Annotated in this window: 18 protein-coding genes; 10 read left to right on the top strand and 8 right to left on the bottom strand. The window is 47.9% G+C overall.

The window, feature by feature from the left end; translation table 11 throughout:
- Positions 1–4: 4 nt before the first annotated feature.
- From CFT61_RS08510 to CFT61_RS08500, 3 genes are read right to left on the bottom strand one after another with little or no spacing between them, the layout of a single operon-like run.
- Entirely contained in the window at positions 5–823 is an 819-nt protein-coding gene (locus CFT61_RS08510) for a metal ABC transporter permease (RefSeq protein ID WP_089544015.1), read from the bottom strand.
- A gap of 31 nt (positions 824–854) precedes the next feature.
- Positions 855–1,238: a hypothetical protein gene (locus tag CFT61_RS08505; RefSeq protein WP_089544014.1), complete on the bottom strand. Its 384-nt coding sequence runs from the start codon at positions 1,236–1,238 to the stop codon at positions 855–857.
- A complete protein-coding gene (locus CFT61_RS08500; RefSeq protein WP_089544061.1) occupies positions 1,239–2,501 on the bottom strand; it encodes a 3-phosphoshikimate 1-carboxyvinyltransferase in 1,263 nt (420 codons plus the stop codon).
- Positions 2,502–2,888: 387 nt separating this feature from the next.
- Between CFT61_RS08500 and CFT61_RS08495 the strand changes: the two genes are divergently transcribed.
- Complete coding sequence (locus tag CFT61_RS08495; protein ID WP_089544013.1) at positions 2,889–3,395, top strand: hypothetical protein; 507 nt, start codon at positions 2,889–2,891, stop codon at positions 3,393–3,395.
- Positions 3,396–3,603: 208 nt separating this feature from the next.
- On the opposite strand, the gene CFT61_RS08490 is transcribed toward CFT61_RS08495, so the two are convergent.
- The 5 genes from CFT61_RS08490 to CFT61_RS08470 form a co-directional block, all read right to left on the bottom strand.
- Positions 3,604–4,356, bottom strand: coding sequence for an exodeoxyribonuclease III (locus CFT61_RS08490; RefSeq protein WP_089544012.1), 753 nt, complete (start codon positions 4,354–4,356; stop codon positions 3,604–3,606).
- Positions 4,357–4,372: 16 nt separating this feature from the next.
- Positions 4,373–4,966, bottom strand: a complete 594-nt coding sequence (gene folE, locus CFT61_RS08485; RefSeq protein ID WP_089544011.1) for a GTP cyclohydrolase I FolE — start codon at positions 4,964–4,966, stop codon at positions 4,373–4,375.
- A gap of 65 nt (positions 4,967–5,031) precedes the next feature.
- Positions 5,032–5,745 carry an SPOR domain-containing protein gene (locus CFT61_RS08480; protein ID WP_089544010.1) on the bottom strand — a complete coding sequence of 238 codons (714 nt, stop codon included), beginning with the start codon at positions 5,743–5,745 and terminating at the stop codon, positions 5,032–5,034.
- A gap of 145 nt (positions 5,746–5,890) precedes the next feature.
- Complete coding sequence (locus tag CFT61_RS08475) at positions 5,891–7,975, bottom strand: BT_3928 family protein (RefSeq protein ID WP_089544009.1); 2,085 nt, start codon at positions 7,973–7,975, stop codon at positions 5,891–5,893.
- Between the two features lie 57 nt (positions 7,976–8,032).
- Positions 8,033–8,581 carry a DUF1599 domain-containing protein gene (locus CFT61_RS08470; RefSeq protein WP_256625819.1) on the bottom strand — a complete coding sequence of 183 codons (549 nt, stop codon included), beginning with the start codon at positions 8,579–8,581 and terminating at the stop codon, positions 8,033–8,035.
- 192 nt (positions 8,582–8,773) lie between these two features.
- On the opposite strand from CFT61_RS08470, the gene CFT61_RS08465 reads away from it, so the two are divergent.
- From CFT61_RS08465 to truB, 9 genes are all read left to right on the top strand, one after another.
- Positions 8,774–10,222, top strand: a complete 1,449-nt coding sequence (locus CFT61_RS08465; protein WP_089544060.1) for a CCA tRNA nucleotidyltransferase — start codon at positions 8,774–8,776, stop codon at positions 10,220–10,222.
- Positions 10,223–10,379: 157 nt separating this feature from the next.
- Positions 10,380–11,591, top strand: a complete 1,212-nt coding sequence (locus CFT61_RS08460; RefSeq protein WP_089544007.1) for an efflux RND transporter periplasmic adaptor subunit — start codon at positions 10,380–10,382, stop codon at positions 11,589–11,591.
- A gap of 33 nt (positions 11,592–11,624) precedes the next feature.
- Positions 11,625–14,891 (top strand): efflux RND transporter permease subunit, encoded by a 3,267-nt coding sequence (locus CFT61_RS08455; protein ID WP_089544006.1) that lies wholly within the window; start codon positions 11,625–11,627, stop codon positions 14,889–14,891.
- A 27-nt stretch (positions 14,892–14,918) separates the two neighbouring features.
- A complete protein-coding gene (locus CFT61_RS08450) occupies positions 14,919–16,313 on the top strand; it encodes an efflux transporter outer membrane subunit (protein WP_089544005.1) in 1,395 nt (464 codons plus the stop codon).
- A 30-nt stretch (positions 16,314–16,343) separates the two neighbouring features.
- Positions 16,344–17,126 carry an acyl-ACP--UDP-N-acetylglucosamine O-acyltransferase gene (lpxA, locus tag CFT61_RS08445; protein WP_089544004.1) on the top strand — a complete coding sequence of 261 codons (783 nt, stop codon included), beginning with the start codon at positions 16,344–16,346 and terminating at the stop codon, positions 17,124–17,126.
- 430 nt (positions 17,127–17,556) lie between these two features.
- Positions 17,557–18,435, top strand: a complete 879-nt coding sequence (locus tag CFT61_RS08440) for a cell division protein FtsX (RefSeq protein ID WP_089544003.1) — start codon at positions 17,557–17,559, stop codon at positions 18,433–18,435.
- A 57-nt stretch (positions 18,436–18,492) separates the two neighbouring features.
- Entirely contained in the window at positions 18,493–18,720 is a 228-nt protein-coding gene (locus CFT61_RS08435; protein WP_089544002.1) for a DUF3098 domain-containing protein, read from the top strand.
- Positions 18,721–18,752: 32 nt separating this feature from the next.
- Positions 18,753–19,598, top strand: a complete 846-nt coding sequence (locus CFT61_RS08430) for an undecaprenyl-diphosphate phosphatase (protein ID WP_089544001.1) — start codon at positions 18,753–18,755, stop codon at positions 19,596–19,598.
- A 9-nt stretch (positions 19,599–19,607) separates the two neighbouring features.
- Positions 19,608–20,321, top strand: coding sequence for a tRNA pseudouridine(55) synthase TruB (gene truB, locus CFT61_RS08425; protein WP_089544000.1), 714 nt, complete (start codon positions 19,608–19,610; stop codon positions 20,319–20,321).
- The last annotated feature ends 37 nt before the right edge of the window (positions 20,322–20,358 follow it).

Raw genomic sequence — 20,358 nt, 5'->3', positions numbered from 1 at the left:
TTTTCTATTGTTTATCTGGCATCTTTCTCCTGATGCCCAGGACGATTTTGGCGAGTGCGAATACCACGATGCTGATGAAGATGATGGTGGCACCCGATGGCACGTTGAGCAGATAACTGATGTAGAGACCGGCGATGCAGTCTATCCATCCCAGGATGATGCTTGCCCATATCATCTGCCTGTAATTATAGGTGAAGAGGTTGGCGGTCATCTGCGGAATGGTGAGCAGACTGATAGCGAGCACGATGCCCACCATTTTCAGTGTAGCCACGATGGTCATGGCGATGAGCGTCATCATCAGGTATTCGATGGCTGTAACCGGCAGATGCTGCGAACGAGCGAAGGTACTGTCGAATGCGATGTTCTGGATAGGGCGCAGGAGAAAGGTGAAGAGGAGGGCTACGATGAGGGCGAGTCCGCCCAGCAGCCACAGGTCTGCGCTGTCGATGGCAAGGATGCTTCCGAAGAGGAAGGAGGGCAGGTCGGGCATGAATCCTGGAGTCAGGAAACAGCAGATGATGCCCACGCTCATTCCCAGGGTCCAGAACATGGCGATGGCGGAATCCTTTCGCACATCTTTCTTGCGTGATATCCATTGCACTCCGAAGGCGCTGAGTATGGCGAAAACCATGGCGGAGAGTATCGGATTGATTCCTGTAAACACGCCGATGCCGATGCCTCCGAAAGAGGCATGGGTGATGCCGCCGCTGATGAATACCAATCGGCGGGTAACGATGTAGGTTCCGATAAAGCCGCACAGGATGCTTGCCAGAAAGGCGCCTATCAGTGCGTTTTGGAAAAATGTATATTGTAGTATATCCATGTGTTTACTTTGAGCTTTGAACTGCAAATTTCTAGCTTAAAAAGCCGATGACTTCATCCTTCAGTTGGTTGGGCAGGTTGATGCCTCTCAGTATCAGGCTTCTGTTCCATCCAGCCACTTCTTCCGGCTGCATGGTATAGAGCACTTCCGAGAATTCCTCAACCTCCTCATCGGTATAGGCATCGGCATCCCGACCGGCAAAGCGGTCGAGATCCTCATCATCGTAATATTCTATTTCTTTGGTGGCGGCTTCCATCATGCACTCCTGCTCGCATTTCGAGTTCTCACCGTTGCAGGTGTTGCACGATACGCCTTCCTGCAAAGGTTCCTCGTCTTCCCCCCTGCGGTGAGATACGATTCCGAATATGGCGCTTATCAGGCCTAATGCCACCAGGGCTAAAATCAAGTATAGCATTTACTTCGAACTTTGAATTTTGAACTCTTCACTTATCTCAAACCCTACTTTCTTCAGGTCTTCCCAATAATGAGGATAGGATTTGCTCACTACCTCAGGATTGTTGATCTCGATCTGAGGGAACTTGAAGGCGAGAGGGGCGAATGCCATCGCCATACGATGATCCTCGTAGGTATCGATTGGAGCAAATGAAGGCTCGCAGGTTTCACCATCCCAATACAGAGTGTTGTCGTTTTCATCGTGGATGACATAGCCCACCTTCTTCAACTCTGTCTTCAGTGCCTCGATGCGGTCGGTCTCCTTGATCTTCAAGCTGGCAAGACCCGTGAACCTGAACTTTACACCCAAGGCACAGCAGGCTACCACGATGGTCTGAGCCAAATCAGGAGAACCGGAGAAATCGTATTCGAATTTCGGCAGAAGACAGCGGTTCGCCTTCAGCATAACATCCGTAAGATGATCATGGTTCTCGAATTCACTTTTCACTCCCAGCAGACTGAAGATGTATTTCACCACGGAATCTCCCTGCTTCGAGCAGTCCATCAAGCCTTCGAGCTGGATTCTGGAGTCGATGTTGCCATTCAGTGCCATCATCTCATACCAGTAGGAAGAAGCACTCCAGTCGTTCTCTATCATATAAGATGTCTCCTTGTAAGGCTGTGGCTTCACGGTGATGGTGTCCATATCCGTCCAGTCGGCATCGGCACCATATTCCTTCATCGTCCAGAGCGTAAGGTCGATGTAAGGGCGGGATGCAATCTCTCCTGTCAACTTCAGTTCCAGTCCGTTCTTCAGAATCGGACCGATCATCAGAAGCGCCGAGATGTATTGCGAACTGATATTGCCCACTACCTCCAGGTGGCCGCCTTCCAGCGCCTTGCCTCGGATGTGGAGTGGGGGATAACCTTCCTTCTTCTCGTAGGTGATGTCGGCGCCCAGATAGCGCAGGGCATCTACGAGGATGCCGATAGGACGGTTCTGCATGCGCTCGGTGCCCGTGATGGTATGTTCGCCAGGGGTGGCAGAGAGATAGGCGGTCATGAAACGCATGGCTGTGCCGGCTGCCTTGATGTTGATGACCTCTGGCATATTCTGAAGGGCTGCAACGATTACTTCCGTGTCATCGCAGTCGCTCAAGTTGTCGGGTTGGATATGGCTTCCAGCCATCGCACTGATTACGAGAGCTCGGTTGCTGATACTCTTGGATGCTGGCAAGTTGATACTTGCGTTCAGTTGGCTTGGTGCCTTGATGGTATATTTTATCATACGCGTACCTTATATTATATATATTTTAGTGCAAAAGTACAAAATAAAAAGTATATACGCTAGTTTTCTGGCGAAAACTTTTCGAAATATCTCAAAAAAAAGCTTGGGCAACCGTGCTCTGTTTCTGTCTCTTGCTATCAATATGTAAACGAGATAGGGGTATTATGGGGGTATATTGAGATATACCTATTTCAAAGTGTAAAAAACGACCCCCTAAAATGTCAAATTGTAATTTTGTGTGCGTTTTCTTTCAAAAAGTAAAACCGACCCCAAAAATAAGATAAAATAGCGTTAAGGAATGATACAACTTACCGGAATTTGTAGTATCTTTGCATCAGAAAAAAGAAACAACAAGCAATAAGTAACAATCTAAAAATAAAGAATATGAAACGAATTATATTATTCTCATTGATGGCTCTCATGACCGTAGCTACTTTCGGTCGCAAGCGCGTAGAGAATGCAACAGTAGTAGCAGACACTATTTTCTATGCAGAAAATATGAGTAATGTGGCTAGTGCAGATCAGGCTAGTTATTACAGATTGCTGATGACTACCGGCGCTGGCATCAATAAGAAGGATGTGTTCCAGGACTTCTATATGAATGGTAATCTTCGTGCCGAGGGTGGATACAGCTTCATCGATCTCGGTAACGACCGCAATACGATCTTCAATGGTGAGGTTACCACTTACTACAAGAATGGTAAGGAGAAGTGGCACGGAAAGTATGTTAACGGCAAGCGTGAGGGATACTTCACTCTCCAGCTCCGTGAAGGTGGCGTGGCTGTTGTTCAGTTCAAGAATGGCAAGTCTATCCACAATTACTTCATGATAACATACAAGGATGGTACCACTGAGAAGAGAAATCTCTCTGAGATTCAGTCTTTGATGTAGAAGATCTCTAGAATAGAAGATCACTAGAATAGAAAATCTCTCTTAAATTAATAGAAAAATCTCTCTTATATAAATTAAAATTTTATGTTGATATGACCAATATGGGGATGGCTTCCGGGAGGAAGGTACATCCCCTTTATTTTTCTCTGATATATGCATAACTGAAAAAAGGTCTGGCGATGAATTTCGCCAGACCTTTTTACAATATTTAGAGTGCCAGGTCAACCTCTACCGGGCAGTGGTCGCTGCCCATGATGTCGGTATGAATCTTGGCTTCTGTAATCTGTTCTCTCAAGCGGTCGGATACCAGGAAGTAGTCGATGCGCCAGCCGGCATTCTTCTCGCGTGCCTTGAACCGGTATGACCACCACGAATAGGTAACCTCTTCGGGATGCAGATAGCGGAAGGTATCCGTAAAACCATCGTTCAGAAGCTCGGTCATCTTCTCGCGCTCCTCGTCGGTAAAACCGGCATTGCGACGGTTGGTCTTCGGATTCTTGATATCTATCTCCTGATGTGCCACGTTCAGATCGCCGCAGACCACCACAGCCTTCTTGGCATCCAGAGCCTTCAGGAACTTGCGGAAATCATCTTCCCAGGTCATGCGGTAATCCAGTCGCTTCAACTCGGTCTGGGAGTTCGGGGTATAGCAGGTTACGAGATAGAAGTTGTCATACTCCAAGGTGATGACTCTTCCTTCGTGGTCGTGCTCCTCCACGCCCATACCGTAGCTCACGCTCAGTGGCTGGTGGCGGGTATAGATGGCTGTGCCCGAATATCCCTTCTTCTCGGCATAGTTCCAGTAGCTTTCGTAGCCCTCGAATTTCAGGTCGAGCTGACCTTCCTGCATCTTGGTCTCCTGCAGGCAGAAGAAGTCGGCATCGAGCGCCTTGAACTGGCTCTCGAAGTCCTTGCCCACGCAAGCACGCAGGCCATTCACGTTCCAGGATATAAACTTCATATTACTTTGAACTAATTTAGATTCTCTTGCTCTCACCTCTGAGCAGGCTCATGAACTCCTGACGGGTGTTCAGCGAATTGAATACGCCGCTGTAATCGCTGGTAGTAGTGATGGAGTTCTGCTTCTCCACGCCACGCATCTGCATGCACATGTGCTTAGCTTCTATCACCACCATCACTCCCTGAGGATTCAAGGTCTCCTGGATGCAGTCCTTGATCTGCTGGGTAAGGCGCTCCTGCACCTGAAGACGGTGGCTGAAGATATCTACCACACGGGCAATCTTGCTCAGTCCGGTAATCTTGCCGTTAGGGATGTAAGCCACGTGTACCTTGCCATAGAAAGGCAGCATGTGATGCTCGCAGAGAGAGAAGAAATCAATGTCCTTCACAATGACCATCTGGTCGTATTTCTCCTCAAAGAGGGCATCGGTCAACACCTTGTGGGCATCCTGATAGTAGCCGCGGGTCAATACCTGCATCGCCTTGGCTACGCGCATAGGAGTCTTGACAAGTCCTTCGCGCTCTGTGTCTTCACCCAGGAGCTTCAATACTTCCTTATAGTGTCCTGCGAGTTCATCCAATCCCTCGCGAAATTCTGTTTCTGGATTCATATCTTATTTACTTTGAATTTTGAACTTTATGAATAGTAAGGCTGTTGAATTCTTCACTCTTCACTTTAATACTGTACTGTAATCTGTCCCTTTACCAGGCATGCCTGTCTGTATCCCAGGGCTCTCACCTTGGCAAGCACCTTCTTAGCCTCGCCCAGTTCGCGGAAGTTGCCCATGCGGCAAATCCATCTTGGCGAGTAGAAGTGTACATATACAGGCTGGTCTGGGAACTTCATCTTGATGTTGTTGCCCGTCTGTTCAGCCTTCAGTCGGTCGTTGCGTGAGTTTCCTCCGGCAAAGATCTGTACTCTATATCCTGTAACCTTATAGCTTCTGCGCATTATCTTCTTGCGCATGTCCACTACAGGCATCTCGGTTTCTTCCTGATGTGTCTCAGCCTTCTGTGCATTGTTTCCATGCTGTTTCTCCTTGGCAGTTTCGTGCTGTGGCTCGGCCTTCTTGAGCGAGTCTGGAGTCTGCTTGTGAGAGTCCGGAGTCTGCTTGTGCTGGGCAGCTGGAGTTACTTCTTTATGCTGAGTATCTGTTGGTTTCTTCTGTGGTTGTGGGGTAGTCTTAGTCTTATCGTCCTGTGGATTCACCTGATTCGTATGGGTTGGAACCTGTTTTCCGTTCACCAATTCGTCGATAGCCTTGCTTTGGTGTACGGTCACGACACCCTGTCCTGGATTCTTCTGCTTGAGATGATCCAAGTAAGTCTGCGCATTCATCTGGATAGATGAGCAGAGGATGAAAATCAATAATGTGACGAATTGTTTCATGACTATACCTTATTTAATATATATATATATATACCTTTTATTAATATATAATGTGTCAGCAATCTGCTTCTGTCATCCTATAAAGATAGGGAAAGGGATGCCCCCAGGAAAGAAGGCATCCCCTTTGGTAAATATCCTTGTGAGATTACTTCTTCCAAGCGTCGATGATACCCTTGAAATCAGCAGCCTTCAAAGAAGCACCACCGATCAAACCACCGTCGATGTTTGGCTTAGCGAAGAGCTCAGGAGCGTTGCTAGCCTTGCAGCTACCACCGTAGAGGATAGATGTCTCCTCAGCAGCCTCGTTGCCATACTTCTCTGCTACGATTGAGCGGATGTATGCCAACATCTCCTCAGCCTGGTCAGAAGTAGCAGTCTTACCTGTACCGATAGCCCAGATTGGCTCGTAAGCGAGGATGATGTTCTTCCAAGCGTCAGCGCTCAAGTGGAATACTGAACCCTCCAACTCAGCCTTAACAACCTCGTTCTGCTTCTCAGCCTCACGCTCCTCGAGAGTCTCACCGCAGCAGAAGATAACCTTCAAACCGTTAGCCAAAGCCAACTCTACCTTCTCCTTCAGGATCTCTGCAGTCTCGCCATAGTACTGACGACGCTCTGAGTGACCGAGAATAACGTACTGAGCACCTGTGCTCTTTACCATCTCAGCTGAAACCTCACCTGTGAAAGCACCCTTAGCCTTGTCAGCGCAGTTCTCAGCACCGAGACCTACAATCTCTGAATCCAAAACCTGAGCTACAGAAGCCAAGTGGATGAATGGAGTACAGATTACTACGTCACAGTTTGGCTTGTCAGCTACCAATGCCTCGTTGATCTCCTTAGCGAGAGCAACACCGTCCTGCAGGTTCATGTTCATTTTCCAGTTACCTGCTACAATTTTCTTTCTCATTTTTCTTTTCTTTTTAAAAGTTGATAATATTCTGTTTGAATTCTCTTTCTTTCTGATCCAGGCGCCCCATGCCCAAAGCCGGTCGGCGATGGTAAGGAGTACCAGCGGGATGACAAACCAGGAGATGATGCCGGCTATCTTCTTGGCGGCACTTACTTCCGGCATCTTGCCGATTTCGGTCTTCTCCAGCGGCTTGCCTGCCAGGTCTGCCATCTTAGGCAGGTCGTTGTGGCTCCATTTCCGGATGATGGTTCCGTCTTTCAGCAGCAGCAGTCCCGGGTTGCTGCGTATCACGGTCTTCAGCGTCGTCTCGTCTGTGATGTAGAACGGGTATTCCGCTCCCGTGATGTCTTGCCAGTGCCTGATGGCTTTCTCCGTACTTGCCGTGAGGCAGAGGAATGGATATCCATGGTCGGTGGCATATTCGTATATCTCGTCGATGCTTCCGAAGTTGCTGTCATCGGCAAAGTCGAGATGTGGCGAGATGAGCAGGAAGGTGTAGCCCTTGCGGTGAATCACTTCCTGGGTGATGTCTTCGCCCGTCTTCATATCTTCTATGCTGAAGTCGTGGATAGGAGGCACGTAGCCTTCTTCGGTCTGCACCGTCTTGCTGTCGATGAAGGTCCAGGTAGAGTCGGGATAGTTGTCTATCGTAAACTCCTTCCGTTCGCCGTTCTTCTCCAGGATGAAGGTGGTGTCAAACTTCGGCTGCTTGGCTCCCTTCGGAATCTCCATACCCTTGGCTATGTTGGCACCGATGTGATAAGGGCGGAAGTCGAACTGCGGCAGATACCATAGGCTCCAGGTGCTCATCACGATGGAGAAGAGGAAGGTGTAGTTGATCACCACCCACTGTGTCTGTCTCGAAATGAGTCTCGGCATCTCCAGCGGCTTTCTCCAGAGCAGGATGGCGAATATCAGGAGGATGATGTTCTTGATGAATGTCTCCATATTGGTGAGCACTACGGCATCACCGAAGCATCCGCAATCCTTTACTGGGTCTGCGATGACGATCCAGAGTGTAATCAGCGTCATCACGATCATCACGGCAAGGGTAATCTTGCTCGTCAGTCTCCGCCGGATGGCGAAGAGAAGGAAGATACCGATGGCAAACTCGGCAGTGGCAAGCAGTACCGACATCACCAGGGTGCTCCAGTCGGGAAACATCCAGTCGATATGCAGCGCTTCCAGATAGTCGGTTATCTTGTATTGCGTGCCCAGTGGATCCATTCCCTTCACGAATCCTGAGAAGATGAAGGTTACAGCCACGAGCAGTCGCCCGATATTCACCGCTGTTTTTGTTATAATCTGCTTTGCTGTCATATCATTTTCCTCTTTTACCTGATAGAATGAACCTTCTTTTTTATAGGATGAGCCTTCTTACTTTTCTCCCATTTTGATGGCACCGAAAACTGCGTAGTTGATGATGTCCATATAGTTGGCATCAATGCCTTCTGATACGAGTGTGGCTCCTGCGATATCCTCGATTTCCTTTACTCGCTGTATCTTGGTGAGAATAAAGTCGGTATAGCTGCTCACTCGCATCGATCGCCAGGCCTCGTCGTAGTCGTGATTCTTCTTGAGCATCAGTTGCAGGGCTTCCTGGGCGTGCTTGTCGTAGAGCTTCATCGCCTCTTCCGGTGTCATATCTACTTCATCTACGAATGGTTTTTCCAGCTGGATGAGTCCTACGATACCATAATTAATAAGCGCGATAAACTCCGGACGGATGCCTTCGCCTACGAGTGATTCTTTCTTGATTTCAAGCGAGCGGATGCGCTTCGCCTTGATATAGAGTTGGTCGGTTAAGGAAGATGGACGCAGAATTCTCCAAGAGGCTCCATAATCGTGAAGCTTCTTCTCAAATAACGTTCTACATTCTCCCATAACAACTTTAAACTGCTGTTCTGTTTTCAATAAATCTGCCATAATAATTTCGAAATTCGGTGCAAATTTACGCATTTATTGTGAAATAGCCAAATATTTATTTTGTATTTTACATTATTTGCAGTAACTTTAGACAAGTTACGCTGCATCTCAACAATAAAAATAAAAAAAGTGCTTTTTTATTTTGTATTGTCTTCGATTTGCAGTAACTTTGCACCCCGAAATAAAATGAGTATGAGAAATTTGACCAATGCCGAACTGGCGCAAATACTAGATAAGGATATTTTTCACGAGATTTCAGAGGCGGCGGATGCGCTGTCTGTGGAATGCTATGTAGTAGGTGGATATGTGCGCGACCTCTTCCTGGAGCGCCCTTCCAATGACATCGATGTCGTGGTGGTGGGTAGCGGAATTGAGGTGGCTTCTGCCCTCAAGAAGAAGCTGGGCAAGAAGGCACATCTCTCGGTGTTCCGAAATTTCGGAACCGCACAGGTTAAGTATAAGGATACTGAAGTAGAGTTCGTGGGTGCACGAAAGGAAAGTTACAACCGTGATTCGCGCAAGCCGATTGTAGAGGATGGAACCCTGGAGGATGACCAGAACCGCCGAGACTTCACCATCAATGCTATGGCGGTCTGCCTGAACAAGGACCGTTTTGGTGAACTCGTTGATCCTTTCGACGGTGTCTATGACCTGGAAGATGGCATCATCGCCACTCCGCTCGATCCGGATATCACCTTTTCTGATGACCCGCTCCGTATGATGAGATGTGTACGTTTTGCTACCCAGCTCAATTTCCAGATAGAAGATGAGACTTATGCCGCTCTCTCGCGCAATGCCGAACGACTGAAGATTATCAGTGGCGAGCGTATCTGCGACGAGATGAACAAGATCATGCTCTCCAAGCATCCCAGCAGCGGCTTCTATTATCTGAAGGATACCGGACTGCTCGATCTCATCCTGCCGGAACTGGTGGCGATGGATAAGGTGGAGACCCGCAACGGAAAAGCCCACAAGAACAATTACGACCATACGATGGAGGTTTTGGAGAATGTGTGCAAGCATTCTGATAACCTCTGGCTCCGCTGGGCTGCCCTTTTCCATGATATAGGAAAGCCGAGGAGCAAGCGATGGGACAACAACATCGGATGGACTTTCTACAGCCATAACATTATCGGTGCCAAGATGATTCCTAACATCTTCCGCCGTATGAAACTGCCGATGGATGCCAAGATGAAGTATGTGCAGAAGCTGGTGGAGCTCCACATGCGTCCGATTGTGATAGCGGATGAAGAGGTGACTGACAGTGCCGTGCGCCGACTGCTGAATGATGCGGGTGATGACATCAACGACCTGATGACGCTTTGCGAAGCTGATATCACCAGCAAGAATCAGGTGCGCAAGCAGCGATTCCTGGATAACTTCAAGATGGTGCGCGAAAAACTGGTTGATCTTCAGGAACGTGACTACAAGCGACTGCTCCAGCCATGTATCGACGGCAATGAAATCATGGAGATGTTCCAGCTCAAGCCATGCCGCGAAGTAGGCGTACTGAAGCAGTATCTCAAGGATGCCGTGTTGGACAACAAGGTGGCTAACGAGCGCGAGCCGCTGATGGAACTCCTGATGAAGAAAGCCCAGGATATGGGGCTGAATATGGCAGAAAACTTAAACAGAGAATAATTTTTGTTAAATAACGGCTCCCTGCGAGCCGTTATTCGTTTATTATTCGTAATTTTGCACCGCTTTTTAAAACTAAAAGCATTGTTTCAGTTTCCGTCAGAGGGCGGTATATATAATAAGGTATGACATAAAATAATAAATTATAATATAAGTAGGTATGAAAATTAAAAACGTTTTGTTTGTTGCAGCAGTTTGTGTTCTTGCTGCTTTGACATCATGTGGTGGAAGTAAGAAGGGTGGTTTACCAGACTTCGGCGATGATGAGTTTGCCGTGGCTACCATCGGTACTTCTAGCGCCGCATTGCAGACTACCTATCCTGCTACCATCAAGGGTATTCAGGATGTAGAGGTTCGTCCTAAGGTTTCTGGCTTCATTACAAAGGTTTTTGTACATGAGGGTCAGACTGTTTCAGCAGGTCAGGCTTTGTTCTCTATCGATAGCGAGACCTATCAGGCTGCAGTCCGTTCAGCTGCTGCCGCTGTCAATACTGCCAAGGCTCAGGCTAACACAGCAAAGTTGACTTACCAGAACAACAAGAAGTTGTATGATAGCAAGATTATTGGTGAATATGAACTTTCTACAGCAGCTAACAGCTATGCAACCGCTAAGGCACAGGTAGCTCAGGCAGAGGCTGCTCTGGCTTCAGCCCGTGAGCAGTTGGCTTGGTGTACTGTTACCAGCCCTTCTGCCGGTGTTGTAGGTAGCCTTCCTTTCAAGGTTGGTGCTTTGGTAAGCGCTTCTGGCCAGGCTCTGACAACCGTTTCCAACATCAGCACCATGGAGGTATTCTTCTCACTCTCTGAGTCTCAGATCTTGAGCATGTCTAAGACCAATGGTAGTGTTCAGGCTGCTATCGCTGCGTTCCCAGCAGTTAAGTTGCAGTTGGCAGATGGTTCTATCTATAATCACCCAGGTAAGGTAGTCAAGATGAGTGGTGTCATCGATGCAACTTCTGGTTCTATCTCTCTCATCGCTCACTTCGCTAACCCAGAGAAGTTGCTGAAGAGTGGTGGTGCAGGTTCTATCGTGGTTCCTAACGATCATAACAGTGCTATCGTCATCCCTCAGGAGGCTTGCTCTCAGATTCAGGATAAGATTTTCGTTTACATCGTAACCAAGGATAACAAGGTGAAGTATTCTGAGATCAAGGTAAATCCACAGGATGATGGCAAGAACTATATCGTAACTTCTGGTCTTCATGTAGGCGACCGCATCGTATTGAAGGGTATCACCAAGTTGACCGATGGTCAGCAGATTAAGCCTATCACTCTGGAGCGTTACAATCAGAAGATTGCTGAGGCTGCCAAGTTGGCTGAGTCTCAGGATAACGCTCATGCCTTCGCTACTGCTATGGGCGGAAAGAAGTAATATATAATAAGGTATAAAGAAAAATAGTAAATTATGTCATTTACAAACTTTATAAAGCGCCCGGTACTTTCGACGGTGGTTTCCATCTTCTTCGTCTTGCTGGGTATTATCGGCTTGGTATCGCTGCCTATCGAGCAGTATCCGAATATCGCGCCGCCTACCATCACGGTAACTGCTACCTATACGGGTGCAGATGCCCAGACGGTGTTGAACTCTGTCGTTGCTCCGCTGGAGGAGAGTATCAACGGTGTGGAGAACATGACTTATATGACCTCTTCCGCGTCTAACTCTGGTTTTGCTCAGATCACCGTTTACTTCAAGCAGGGTTCTGACCCTGATATGGCTGCGGTCAACGTACAGAACCGTGTGTCTCAGGCTCAGTCTCTGTTGCCTGCCGAGGTTACCAAGGTGGGTGTCACTGTAACCAAGCGACAGAGTTCCAACGTCATCATGTTCGCTCTGACTACAGACGATGGCCGTTACGACGACCAGTTTGTTACTAACTACGCCCTGATCAACGTCATTCCTCAGTTGAAGCGTATCAATGGTGTGGGTGATGTGCAGAGCCCTTCTACCCGTAACTACTCTATGCGTATCTGGTTGAAGCCAGAGAAGATGAAGGAGTTCGGACTGGTTCCTTCTGATGTTTCTCAGGCTTTGGCAGAGCAGAATATTGAGGCTGCCCCTGGTAGCTTTGGTGAAAGCTCTGATATGCAGTATGAATATACCTTGCGTTACAAGGGTCGTTTGAAGACTCCATTGGAGTATGAGAACATCCTCATCAAGAGCAATACTTCCGGTCAGACTCTCCGTCTGGGCGAAATTGCCAAGGTTGAGCTGGGTGGTTTGCAGTATAACGTAAACCTGCTCAATGATGGTCAGCCTGCCGTGATGGGTATGGTTCAGCAGATTGCCGGTTCCAACGCTACCCAGATTGCCAGCGACGTGAAGAAAACGCTTGATGAATTGGAGAAGAGTTATCCTCCAGGGTTGAAGAATGTCATCCTGATGGATGTTACCGAGTTCTTGTTCGCATCTATCGAGGAGGTTATCTTCACCTTGATCATCACCCTGGTATTGGTATTCATCGTAGTGTATATCTTCTTGCAGGACTTCCGTTCTACGCTGATTCCTATGATTGCGGTACCTGTGGCTTTGATCGGTACGTTCCTCTTCCTCTGGATCTTCGGATTCTCCATCAACCTGCTTACGCTGTCAGCCCTGCTGCTGGCGATTGCGATTGTGGTCGATGATGCCATTGTGGTGGTCGAGGCGGTTCACGCCAAGCTCGACCAGGGTTACAAGAGTGCCCTTACTGCAGCTATCGATGCGATGAACGAAATTTCCAGCGCCATCATCTCTATTACATTGGTGATGTCTGCCGTGTTCGTTCCTGTATCATTCATCGGTGGTACTTCCGGTTACTTCTACCGTGAGTTCGGTGTAACCATGGCGGTATCTATCGTTATTTCGGCTATCAATGCGTTGACTCTGTCTCCTGCACTCTGTGCCGTGTTGCTGAAGCCACACGAGGAGGGTCATGAGAAGAAGATGTCTTTCGTGGACCGATTCCACGCTGGATTCAACTATCAGTTTGATAAGATTACCAATAAGTATAAGGGTGGTGTCAAGTGGGTTATCAACCATGGCATCATCGCTGGTAGCTTGGTAGCTGTCAGTATCGTAGGTCTGGTTGCCCTGATGGGTACTACCAAGACGGGTCTGGTGCCTGATGAGGATACCGGTACTATCTTCGCTTGTATCTCTACAGCTCCTGGTACTTCTCAGGAACGTACAGCAGAGGTGGTTAAGCAGGTAGATAAGATGTTGGCTAGCAACCCAGCCATCGCAACCCGTAACGCCATCATGGGTTATAGCTTTATCGGTGGTGCCGGTTCTAACCAGGGTACCATCATCGTGAAGCTGAAGCCATTCGAGGAGCGTCCGGGTGGATTCTTCCACCGTATCAAGGAGGCTTGTACAGGTGGCGGTATCGAGGCGCTGTTTGTCAACCCAATGGAATACACTTCTGTGTTGGGTATGATCTACAAGCAGACTGCTGCCATCAAGGATGCACAGGTTCTTGCCTTCGCTCCACCTATGATTTCCGGTTTCTCTATGCAGAATGGTATTACCATGACTATGCAGGATAAGACCGGTGGTGACTTGAATAAGTTCTTTGATAATGTGAAGAAGTTCCTGGCTGAGTTGAACAAGCGTCCTGAGATTCAGACCGCTCAGACTCAGTACAACCCTAACTATCCTCAGTATATGGTGGATGTAGATGTTGCCAAGACCAAGCAGGCTGGTATCTCTCCATCTTCAGTATTGTCTGTCATGCAGGGTTACCTCGGTGGTCTCTATGCATCTAACTTCAATGCCTACGGTAAGCTCTACCGCGTGATGATTCAGGCTGGTCCTGAGAGCCGTATGCGTCCAGACGATTTGAGCAAGATTTACGTTCGTTGTTCTGATGGCACCATGTCTCCTGTAAGCGAGTTCGTGAACTTGAAGAAGATTTATGGTCCTGCTAACATCACCCGATTCAACCTGTTTACCTCTATGGATGTTTCTGTAACTCCTAACAGCGGTTACTCTACCGGTGACGGTATGAAGGCGATTGCTGAGGTTGCCAAGGAGACATTGCCAGAGGGTTACGGCTATGAGTACTCTGGTTTGACCCGTTCTGAGGCTGAATCAAGCAACTCTACAGGTTTGATCTTCGCACTCTGTATCGTATTCGTTTACCTGATCTTGAGTGCCCAGTACGAGAGTTACATCTTGCCTCTGTCTGTGGTATTGTCTATCCCATTCGGTTTGGCAGGTGCGTTCATCTTCACCAATATCTTCGGTCACTCTAACGATATCTACATGCAGATTTCGTTGATTATGTTGATCGGTCTGTTGGCTAAGAACGCCATCCTGATTGTACAGTTTGCCCTTGAGCGTCGTCGTACGGGTATGGCTATCAAGTACTCTGCTATCCTGGGTGCCGGTGCCCGTCTCCGTCCTATCCTGATGACCTCTCTGGCTATGGTTATCGGTCTGTTGCCTCTGATGTTCGCATCTGGTGTAGGTAAGAATGGTAACCAGACTTTGGGTGCTGCCGCAGTCGGTGGTATGTTGATTGGTACTATCTGTCAGATCTTCGTGGTTCCTGCTCTCTTCGCACTCTTCCAGTGGTTGCAGGAGAAGTTGACTCCATTGAAGTTCGAGGATGAGTTGAACGAGGAGGCTGCTGCCGAGTTGGTGCAGTATGCCAACGCTGCTCACCACAAGAAGGGTATCGAGAAGAAGTAATAACGCAATGTAACTTCAAAGGAAACAATGAAAAAGAATTTAAATATCATCATATTGGGTCTCGCAGCGCTCTCTTTGAGCAGCTGCAAGACTCTCTACGGAAAGTATGAGCGTCCGGATGTGAAGACCAGCGGTATCGTTCGCGATGTAGCTTCTGATACAGATACTTTGGCTGTAAAGGATACTACTACCTTTGCCAACATCCCTTGGCGCAGCGTCTTCACCGACCCTCAGCTCCAGTCGATCATTGAGAAGGGATTGAACAATAATGTCAACCTTCTCAATGCGGCTTTGAACGTGAAGATGGCTGAAGAGCAGTTGAAGTGTGCCAAGTTGGCTTTCGTCCCATCTTTGACCTTCTCTCCTCAGGGAACTATCTCTTCTTGGGATGGTCAGGCTGCCAACAAGACTTACAGCATGCCTGTCACTGCCAGCTGGATGGTTGACCTCTTCGGCAACCTGCTCTCTCAGAAGCGCAGTGCCCAGATGGCGCTGCTCCAGTTGAAGGACTATCAGGTGTCTGTCAAGACCAACCTCATCGCCAACATCGCCAACATGTATTATACCTTGTTGATGCTCGACAAGCAGGTGGAGCTGGTTAACAATATGGAAGGTTTGACCAAGAATACCTGGGAGATGATGAAGGTGCTGAAGGATACCAAGCTTGGTTATCGCGGAACTTCTGTTCAGGCAGCCGAGAGCAACTACTATGCAGTGTTGACTCAGAAGACCGACCTGATGCGTCAGATTCGCGAGACAGAGAACTCCCTGAGTCTTCTCATCGGCGACCAGGCTCATTCTATTGCCCGTGGCAAGCTGGAGAATCAGAATCTTCCTGCTACCTTCTCTACCGGCGTAGGCATCCAGTTGCTCAACAACCGTGCCGATGTTCACGCAGCCGAGATGAATCTGGCTCAGTGCTTCTATGGCATTGAGACTGCCCGCAGCAAGTTCTATCCATCTATCACTATCTCTGGTACAGGTGCATTCACCAACTCTGCTGGCGCAGGCATCGTGAATCCAGGCAAGTGGTTGCTTTCTGCTGTTGGTTCATTGGTTCAGCCTATCTTCCAGAATGGTAGAATCATTGCTGGATTGAAGGTGGCTAAGATGCAGTATGAGCAGGCTTACAACACCTGGCAGAATACCGTGCTGAAGGCAGGTAGCGAGGTGAGCAATGCCCTGGTGCTCTACAACTATTCTGACGAGAAGGGTAAGGTGGAGGCTAAGCGCATCGCCGTACTCGAGAAGAATGTGGAGGATACACGTAAGTTGATGTCAGAGGCTGGCGGTTCTTACCTTGAGGTAATCCAGGCACAGTCTTCACTGCTCAACGTACAACTCTCAAAGGTAGCTGATGACTTCTACAAGATGCAGGCAGTAGTTAATCTCTACTATGCATTGGGTGGAGGAGCTAAGTAATTTATAGTTAATAATTAATAGTTTATAGTTATGGCTAGTATAATAAGTCCAAAGGCAGAGGTTTCTCCAAAGGCTAAGATTGGAGACAACTGCAAGATCTATCCATTCGCCTATATTGAGGACGATGTGGTCATCGGCGACAACTGTATCATCTATCCCTTCGTGAGCATCATGAACGGTACTCGCATGGGTAATAACAATAAGGTGTTCCAGGCAGCCGTTATCGCTGCCCTCCCACAGGATTTCAACTTTACCGGTGAGGAGAGTGAGGTAGTGATTGGCGACAACAATACCATCCGTGAGAACGTGGTTATCAACCGTGGTACACACAAGGATGGCAAGACTGTTCTGGGCAACAACAACTTCCTGATGGAAGGTGCCCATATCTCTCACGATACCGTAATCGGCAACGGTTGCGTATTCGGTTATGGTACCAAGATTGCAGGCGACTGCGTGATTGGTAACGGTATCATCTACTCAACATCCGTAGTAGAGAATGCCAAGACCCGAGTAGGCGACCTGGCGATGATTCAGGCAGGTACCACCTTCTCTAAGGATATTCCTCCTTATATCATTGCCGGTGGAAAGCCTGTGAAGTATGCAGGTCCTAACACCATCATCATGGAGGCTGCCGAGGTTACCGAGAAGGTTCGCAAGCATATTGCGAATGCCTACCGACTGGTATTCCATGGTCAGACATCCCTCTTCGATGCCATCAACCAGATCAAGGATCAGGTGCCTGATGGTCCGGAGATTCAGAACATCATCCAGTTCCTGGAGAGTTCTCAGAAGGGTGTCATCACTAAGATGTAGTTTTGATTGGAAGGGTTTAATCCCTTCGTTTACTATTATGTTTAGTTAAAATTCAAGTCATACCTATTTGAATTTTACTCAGTATCTTGAAAGGGCTGGCCGTGAGGTCGGCCCTTTTTATGTGTGTATGGTATGAAATCTCCGTTCATAAGTTTTGAACGCACATTCAGTACTTTTGAATGTATGTTCGGTACTTTTGAACGGAGATTCAAAACTTGTGAACGAAGATTTCTATTAGGCTTGGCAACAAATTCTATTAATGGTAGTAACAGATTCTATTAATGGTAGTAATATCTTCTCTTCCCTTAATAATTAATTGAATAAATGCAAATAAATGCAATTTTATTTTGTTATCTCTTCGTTTATGTGTATCTTTGCAAACAATTTGGGTAATTACGCCCTTTTCTGTCAGAAATAAATAGAATAGAACATGAGAAAGAAACAATATAAGCCTCGCAATCATCGTGGATTGCAGGTCGTTACTTTATGCATCAGCACCGCCATGGTGCTTGTTTTGTTGGGATTGGTCATCTTTTCCGTATTGATGGGAAGAAACCTCTCTTCCTATGTCAAGGAGAACCTGGTGGTACAGGTGATGCTGGAGCAGGATGTTACCAATCCTGAGGGCTTGCAGATGTGTAAGCGCCTGAAGGCACGTCCTTACGTGAAAGGTCTGACCTATATCTCCAAGGAACAGGCTTTGCAGGAGGCTACCCACGATCTGGGTACCAATCCTAGCGAATTTGCCGGTGTGAATCCTTTCCAGCCATCTATCGAAATCACGACACAGGCTGATTATGCCAACAATGATTCCCTGAAGTGGATAGCCAAGGAGCTGAAAAGCTACTCGCGCGTGACGGAAGTAAGTTATCAGCACGACCTGATAGAACAGGTGAACAATTCGCTCACCAAGATAAGCATCGGCCTTCTTATCGTAGCTGCTCTGCTTACCTTTATCTCGTTCTCACTTATCAACAATACGGTGAGACTGGGCATCTATGCCCGCCGATTCTCCATCCATACCATGAAGCTGGTGGGTGCATCCTGGGGCTTCATCCGCAAGCCTTTCATCAAGAGGGCTGTATTGGTGGGTGTAGTTGCGGCTTTGCTTGCCGATGGTTTCCTCGGTGGATGCCTCTATGCCTGGTCGCTTCACGAGCCGGAACTGGTCAATGTGCTCGGCTGGCAGGAGCTTGCCATCACGGGCGGTTCGGTATTCCTCTTCGGTATCATCATTACGGCTCTCTGTGCCAATATCTCGGTGAACAAGTTCCTCAAGATGAAGGCGGGAGACCTCTACAAGATTTGATCAGGAGTAAACTTCTGTAAAGTAAACATTAACATTACACATTAAACATTATATATAATGGATAAGAAGAATTTAGCATTTGACAAGATGAACTTCATCTTGTTGGCAATTGGTATGGCAATTGTTATCATCGGTTTCCTCCTGATGAGCGGCGCTGGCTCTAACGAGCACTCTTTCGATGCTGATATTTTCAGTACTCGCCGTATTGTAGTGGCACCAACCGTTACCCTGATTGGTTTCCTCTCTATCATCTATGCGGTTATACGCAAGCCGAAAGACAATTAAGAGTTTATTGTTAATATACATATTTAAATTAGATGGATTTTATTCAGACTATCATTATCTCTATCGTAGAGGGATTGACCGAGTTCTTGCCAGTGTCTAGTACAGGTCACATGATTATTGCCGAAAACTTATTGGGTGTAGATATCCAGGATAAGTTTGTCAACGCCTTCACTGTCATCATCCAGTTTGGTGCCATTCTTTCTGTCATCTGCCTGTATTGGAAGAGATTCTTCTATCCGGATGCAGTGAAGACAGGAGAGAAGACCTATTGGAAGGCGATGTTCGATTTCTATGCCCGCCTGGTGGTTGGTACACTGCCTGCCGTGGTATTGGGTCTTGCCTTCAATGATTTCATCGAGTCAAACCTTGGCAATGTGCAGCTGGTGGGCTGGATGCTGGTCATTGGTGGTGTATTCATGCTCTTCTGCGATAAGATTTTCAATAAAGGCAGCGAGCAGACTAAGCTTACTTACAAGCGTGCCCTGACCATCGGTTTCATCCAGTGTATTGCGATGATTCCGGGTGTGTCTCGTTCCATGTCAACCATTGTGGGAGGTATGTCTCAGCGACTCACCCGCAAGGCGGCTGCCGAGTTCTCATTCTTCCTGGCTGTGCCTACCATGTTTGGTGCCACCTGCCTGGAGGTTTATAAGCTGATTAGCCATGGTGGCGGTTCATTGCTCACTCAGGGCAACAACCTGGTAACCTTACTCTTGGGTTCAGTGGTAGCATTCATCGTTGCCATTCTCGCCATCAAGTTTTTCATCAATTATGTCACCAAGTACGGTTTCGCAGCTTTCGGCTGGTATCGTATCGTTGTAGGACTCATCATCATCATCTGCGGCCTTTGCGGTGTAGATATGCAGATGGTTGACTAAAATAAGAATATGGATTTTAGAAAAGGAGAAATTATAGCCATCGACAAGCCTTATCGCATGTCGAGCTTTGGAGCTTTGGCGCACGTTCGCTATCTGCTCAGCAAGAAACTCGGCTTCAAGGTGAAGATAGGACATGCCGGTACGCTCGATCCCCTTGCTACGGGTGTGTTGGTGCTCTGTACGGGTAAATGTACCAAGCAGATAGAGCAATTACAGACACATACCAAGGAATATACGGCAACGCTTCAGTTGGGTGCTACCACGGCAAGCTACGATAAGGAGCACAGTGTAAACCATACTTTCCCAACCGAGCACATCACCCGTGAGCTGGTAGAGGAGGTGCTGAAGCAGTTTGTTGGCGAGATTCAGCAGGTCCCGCCTACCTATAGTGCCGTGAAGGTGAATGGTGACCGCTCTTATGCCCTGCGCAGAGCAGGCGAGGAGGTGCAGCTGAAGCCTAAGACCGTGCGTGTGGATGAGATCGAACTCACCGATTACAACGATGAGGAGAAGACGGCAAGCATCCGTGTGGTTTGCGGTAAGGGTACTTACATCCGTTCCCTGGCGCGCGACATCGGTCGTGCCCTGGATAGCGGTGCCTTCCTCACAGCCCTCCGCCGTACCAAGGCAGGAAGCTTCTCGGTAGAGAACTGCATCGACTTTGACCATTTCCAGGAATGGCTCGATGCACAGGAGATAGAAGACAGCCTTGCCAATAACTAGGCTCGAATTTCGAGAAATGTCATTAATAGTAAATCAT

It is taken from the genome of Segatella copri (assembly GCF_002224675.1).
GTDB lineage: Bacteria > Bacteroidota > Bacteroidia > Bacteroidales > Bacteroidaceae > Prevotella > Prevotella copri_U.
The sequence above is the reverse complement of the archived record's forward strand: the minus strand, read 5'-3'. Positions and strand labels throughout refer to the sequence as shown.

Excerpts from the sequence above, each read along its gene's own strand:
- CFT61_RS08510 (WP_089544015.1), bottom strand. The coding sequence starts at position 823 with ATGGATATACTACAATATACATTTTTCCAAAACGCACTGATAGGCGCC.
- CFT61_RS08505 (WP_089544014.1), bottom strand. The coding sequence starts at position 1,238 with ATGCTATACTTGATTTTAGCCCTGGTGGCATTAGGCCTGATAAGCGCC.
- CFT61_RS08495 (WP_089544013.1), top strand. The coding sequence starts at position 2,889 with ATGAAACGAATTATATTATTCTCATTGATGGCTCTCATGACCGTAGCT.
- CFT61_RS08490 (WP_089544012.1), bottom strand. The coding sequence starts at position 4,356 with ATGAAGTTTATATCCTGGAACGTGAATGGCCTGCGTGCTTGCGTGGGC.
- folE (WP_089544011.1), bottom strand. The coding sequence starts at position 4,966 with ATGAATCCAGAAACAGAATTTCGCGAGGGATTGGATGAACTCGCAGGA.
- CFT61_RS08480 (WP_089544010.1), bottom strand. The coding sequence starts at position 5,745 with ATGAAACAATTCGTCACATTATTGATTTTCATCCTCTGCTCATCTATC.
- CFT61_RS08475 (WP_089544009.1), bottom strand. The coding sequence starts at position 7,975 with ATGACAGCAAAGCAGATTATAACAAAAACAGCGGTGAATATCGGGCGA.
- CFT61_RS08470 (WP_256625819.1), bottom strand. The coding sequence starts at position 8,581 with ATGGCAGATTTATTGAAAACAGAACAGCAGTTTAAAGTTGTTATGGGA.
- CFT61_RS08465 (WP_089544060.1), top strand. The coding sequence starts at position 8,774 with ATGAGAAATTTGACCAATGCCGAACTGGCGCAAATACTAGATAAGGAT.
- CFT61_RS08460 (WP_089544007.1), top strand. The coding sequence starts at position 10,380 with ATGAAAATTAAAAACGTTTTGTTTGTTGCAGCAGTTTGTGTTCTTGCT.
- CFT61_RS08455 (WP_089544006.1), top strand. The coding sequence starts at position 11,625 with ATGTCATTTACAAACTTTATAAAGCGCCCGGTACTTTCGACGGTGGTT.
- CFT61_RS08450 (WP_089544005.1), top strand. The coding sequence starts at position 14,919 with ATGAAAAAGAATTTAAATATCATCATATTGGGTCTCGCAGCGCTCTCT.
- lpxA (WP_089544004.1), top strand. The coding sequence starts at position 16,344 with ATGGCTAGTATAATAAGTCCAAAGGCAGAGGTTTCTCCAAAGGCTAAG.
- CFT61_RS08440 (WP_089544003.1), top strand. The coding sequence starts at position 17,557 with ATGAGAAAGAAACAATATAAGCCTCGCAATCATCGTGGATTGCAGGTC.
- CFT61_RS08435 (WP_089544002.1), top strand. The coding sequence starts at position 18,493 with ATGGATAAGAAGAATTTAGCATTTGACAAGATGAACTTCATCTTGTTG.
- CFT61_RS08430 (WP_089544001.1), top strand. The coding sequence starts at position 18,753 with ATGGATTTTATTCAGACTATCATTATCTCTATCGTAGAGGGATTGACC.
- truB (WP_089544000.1), top strand. The coding sequence starts at position 19,608 with ATGGATTTTAGAAAAGGAGAAATTATAGCCATCGACAAGCCTTATCGC.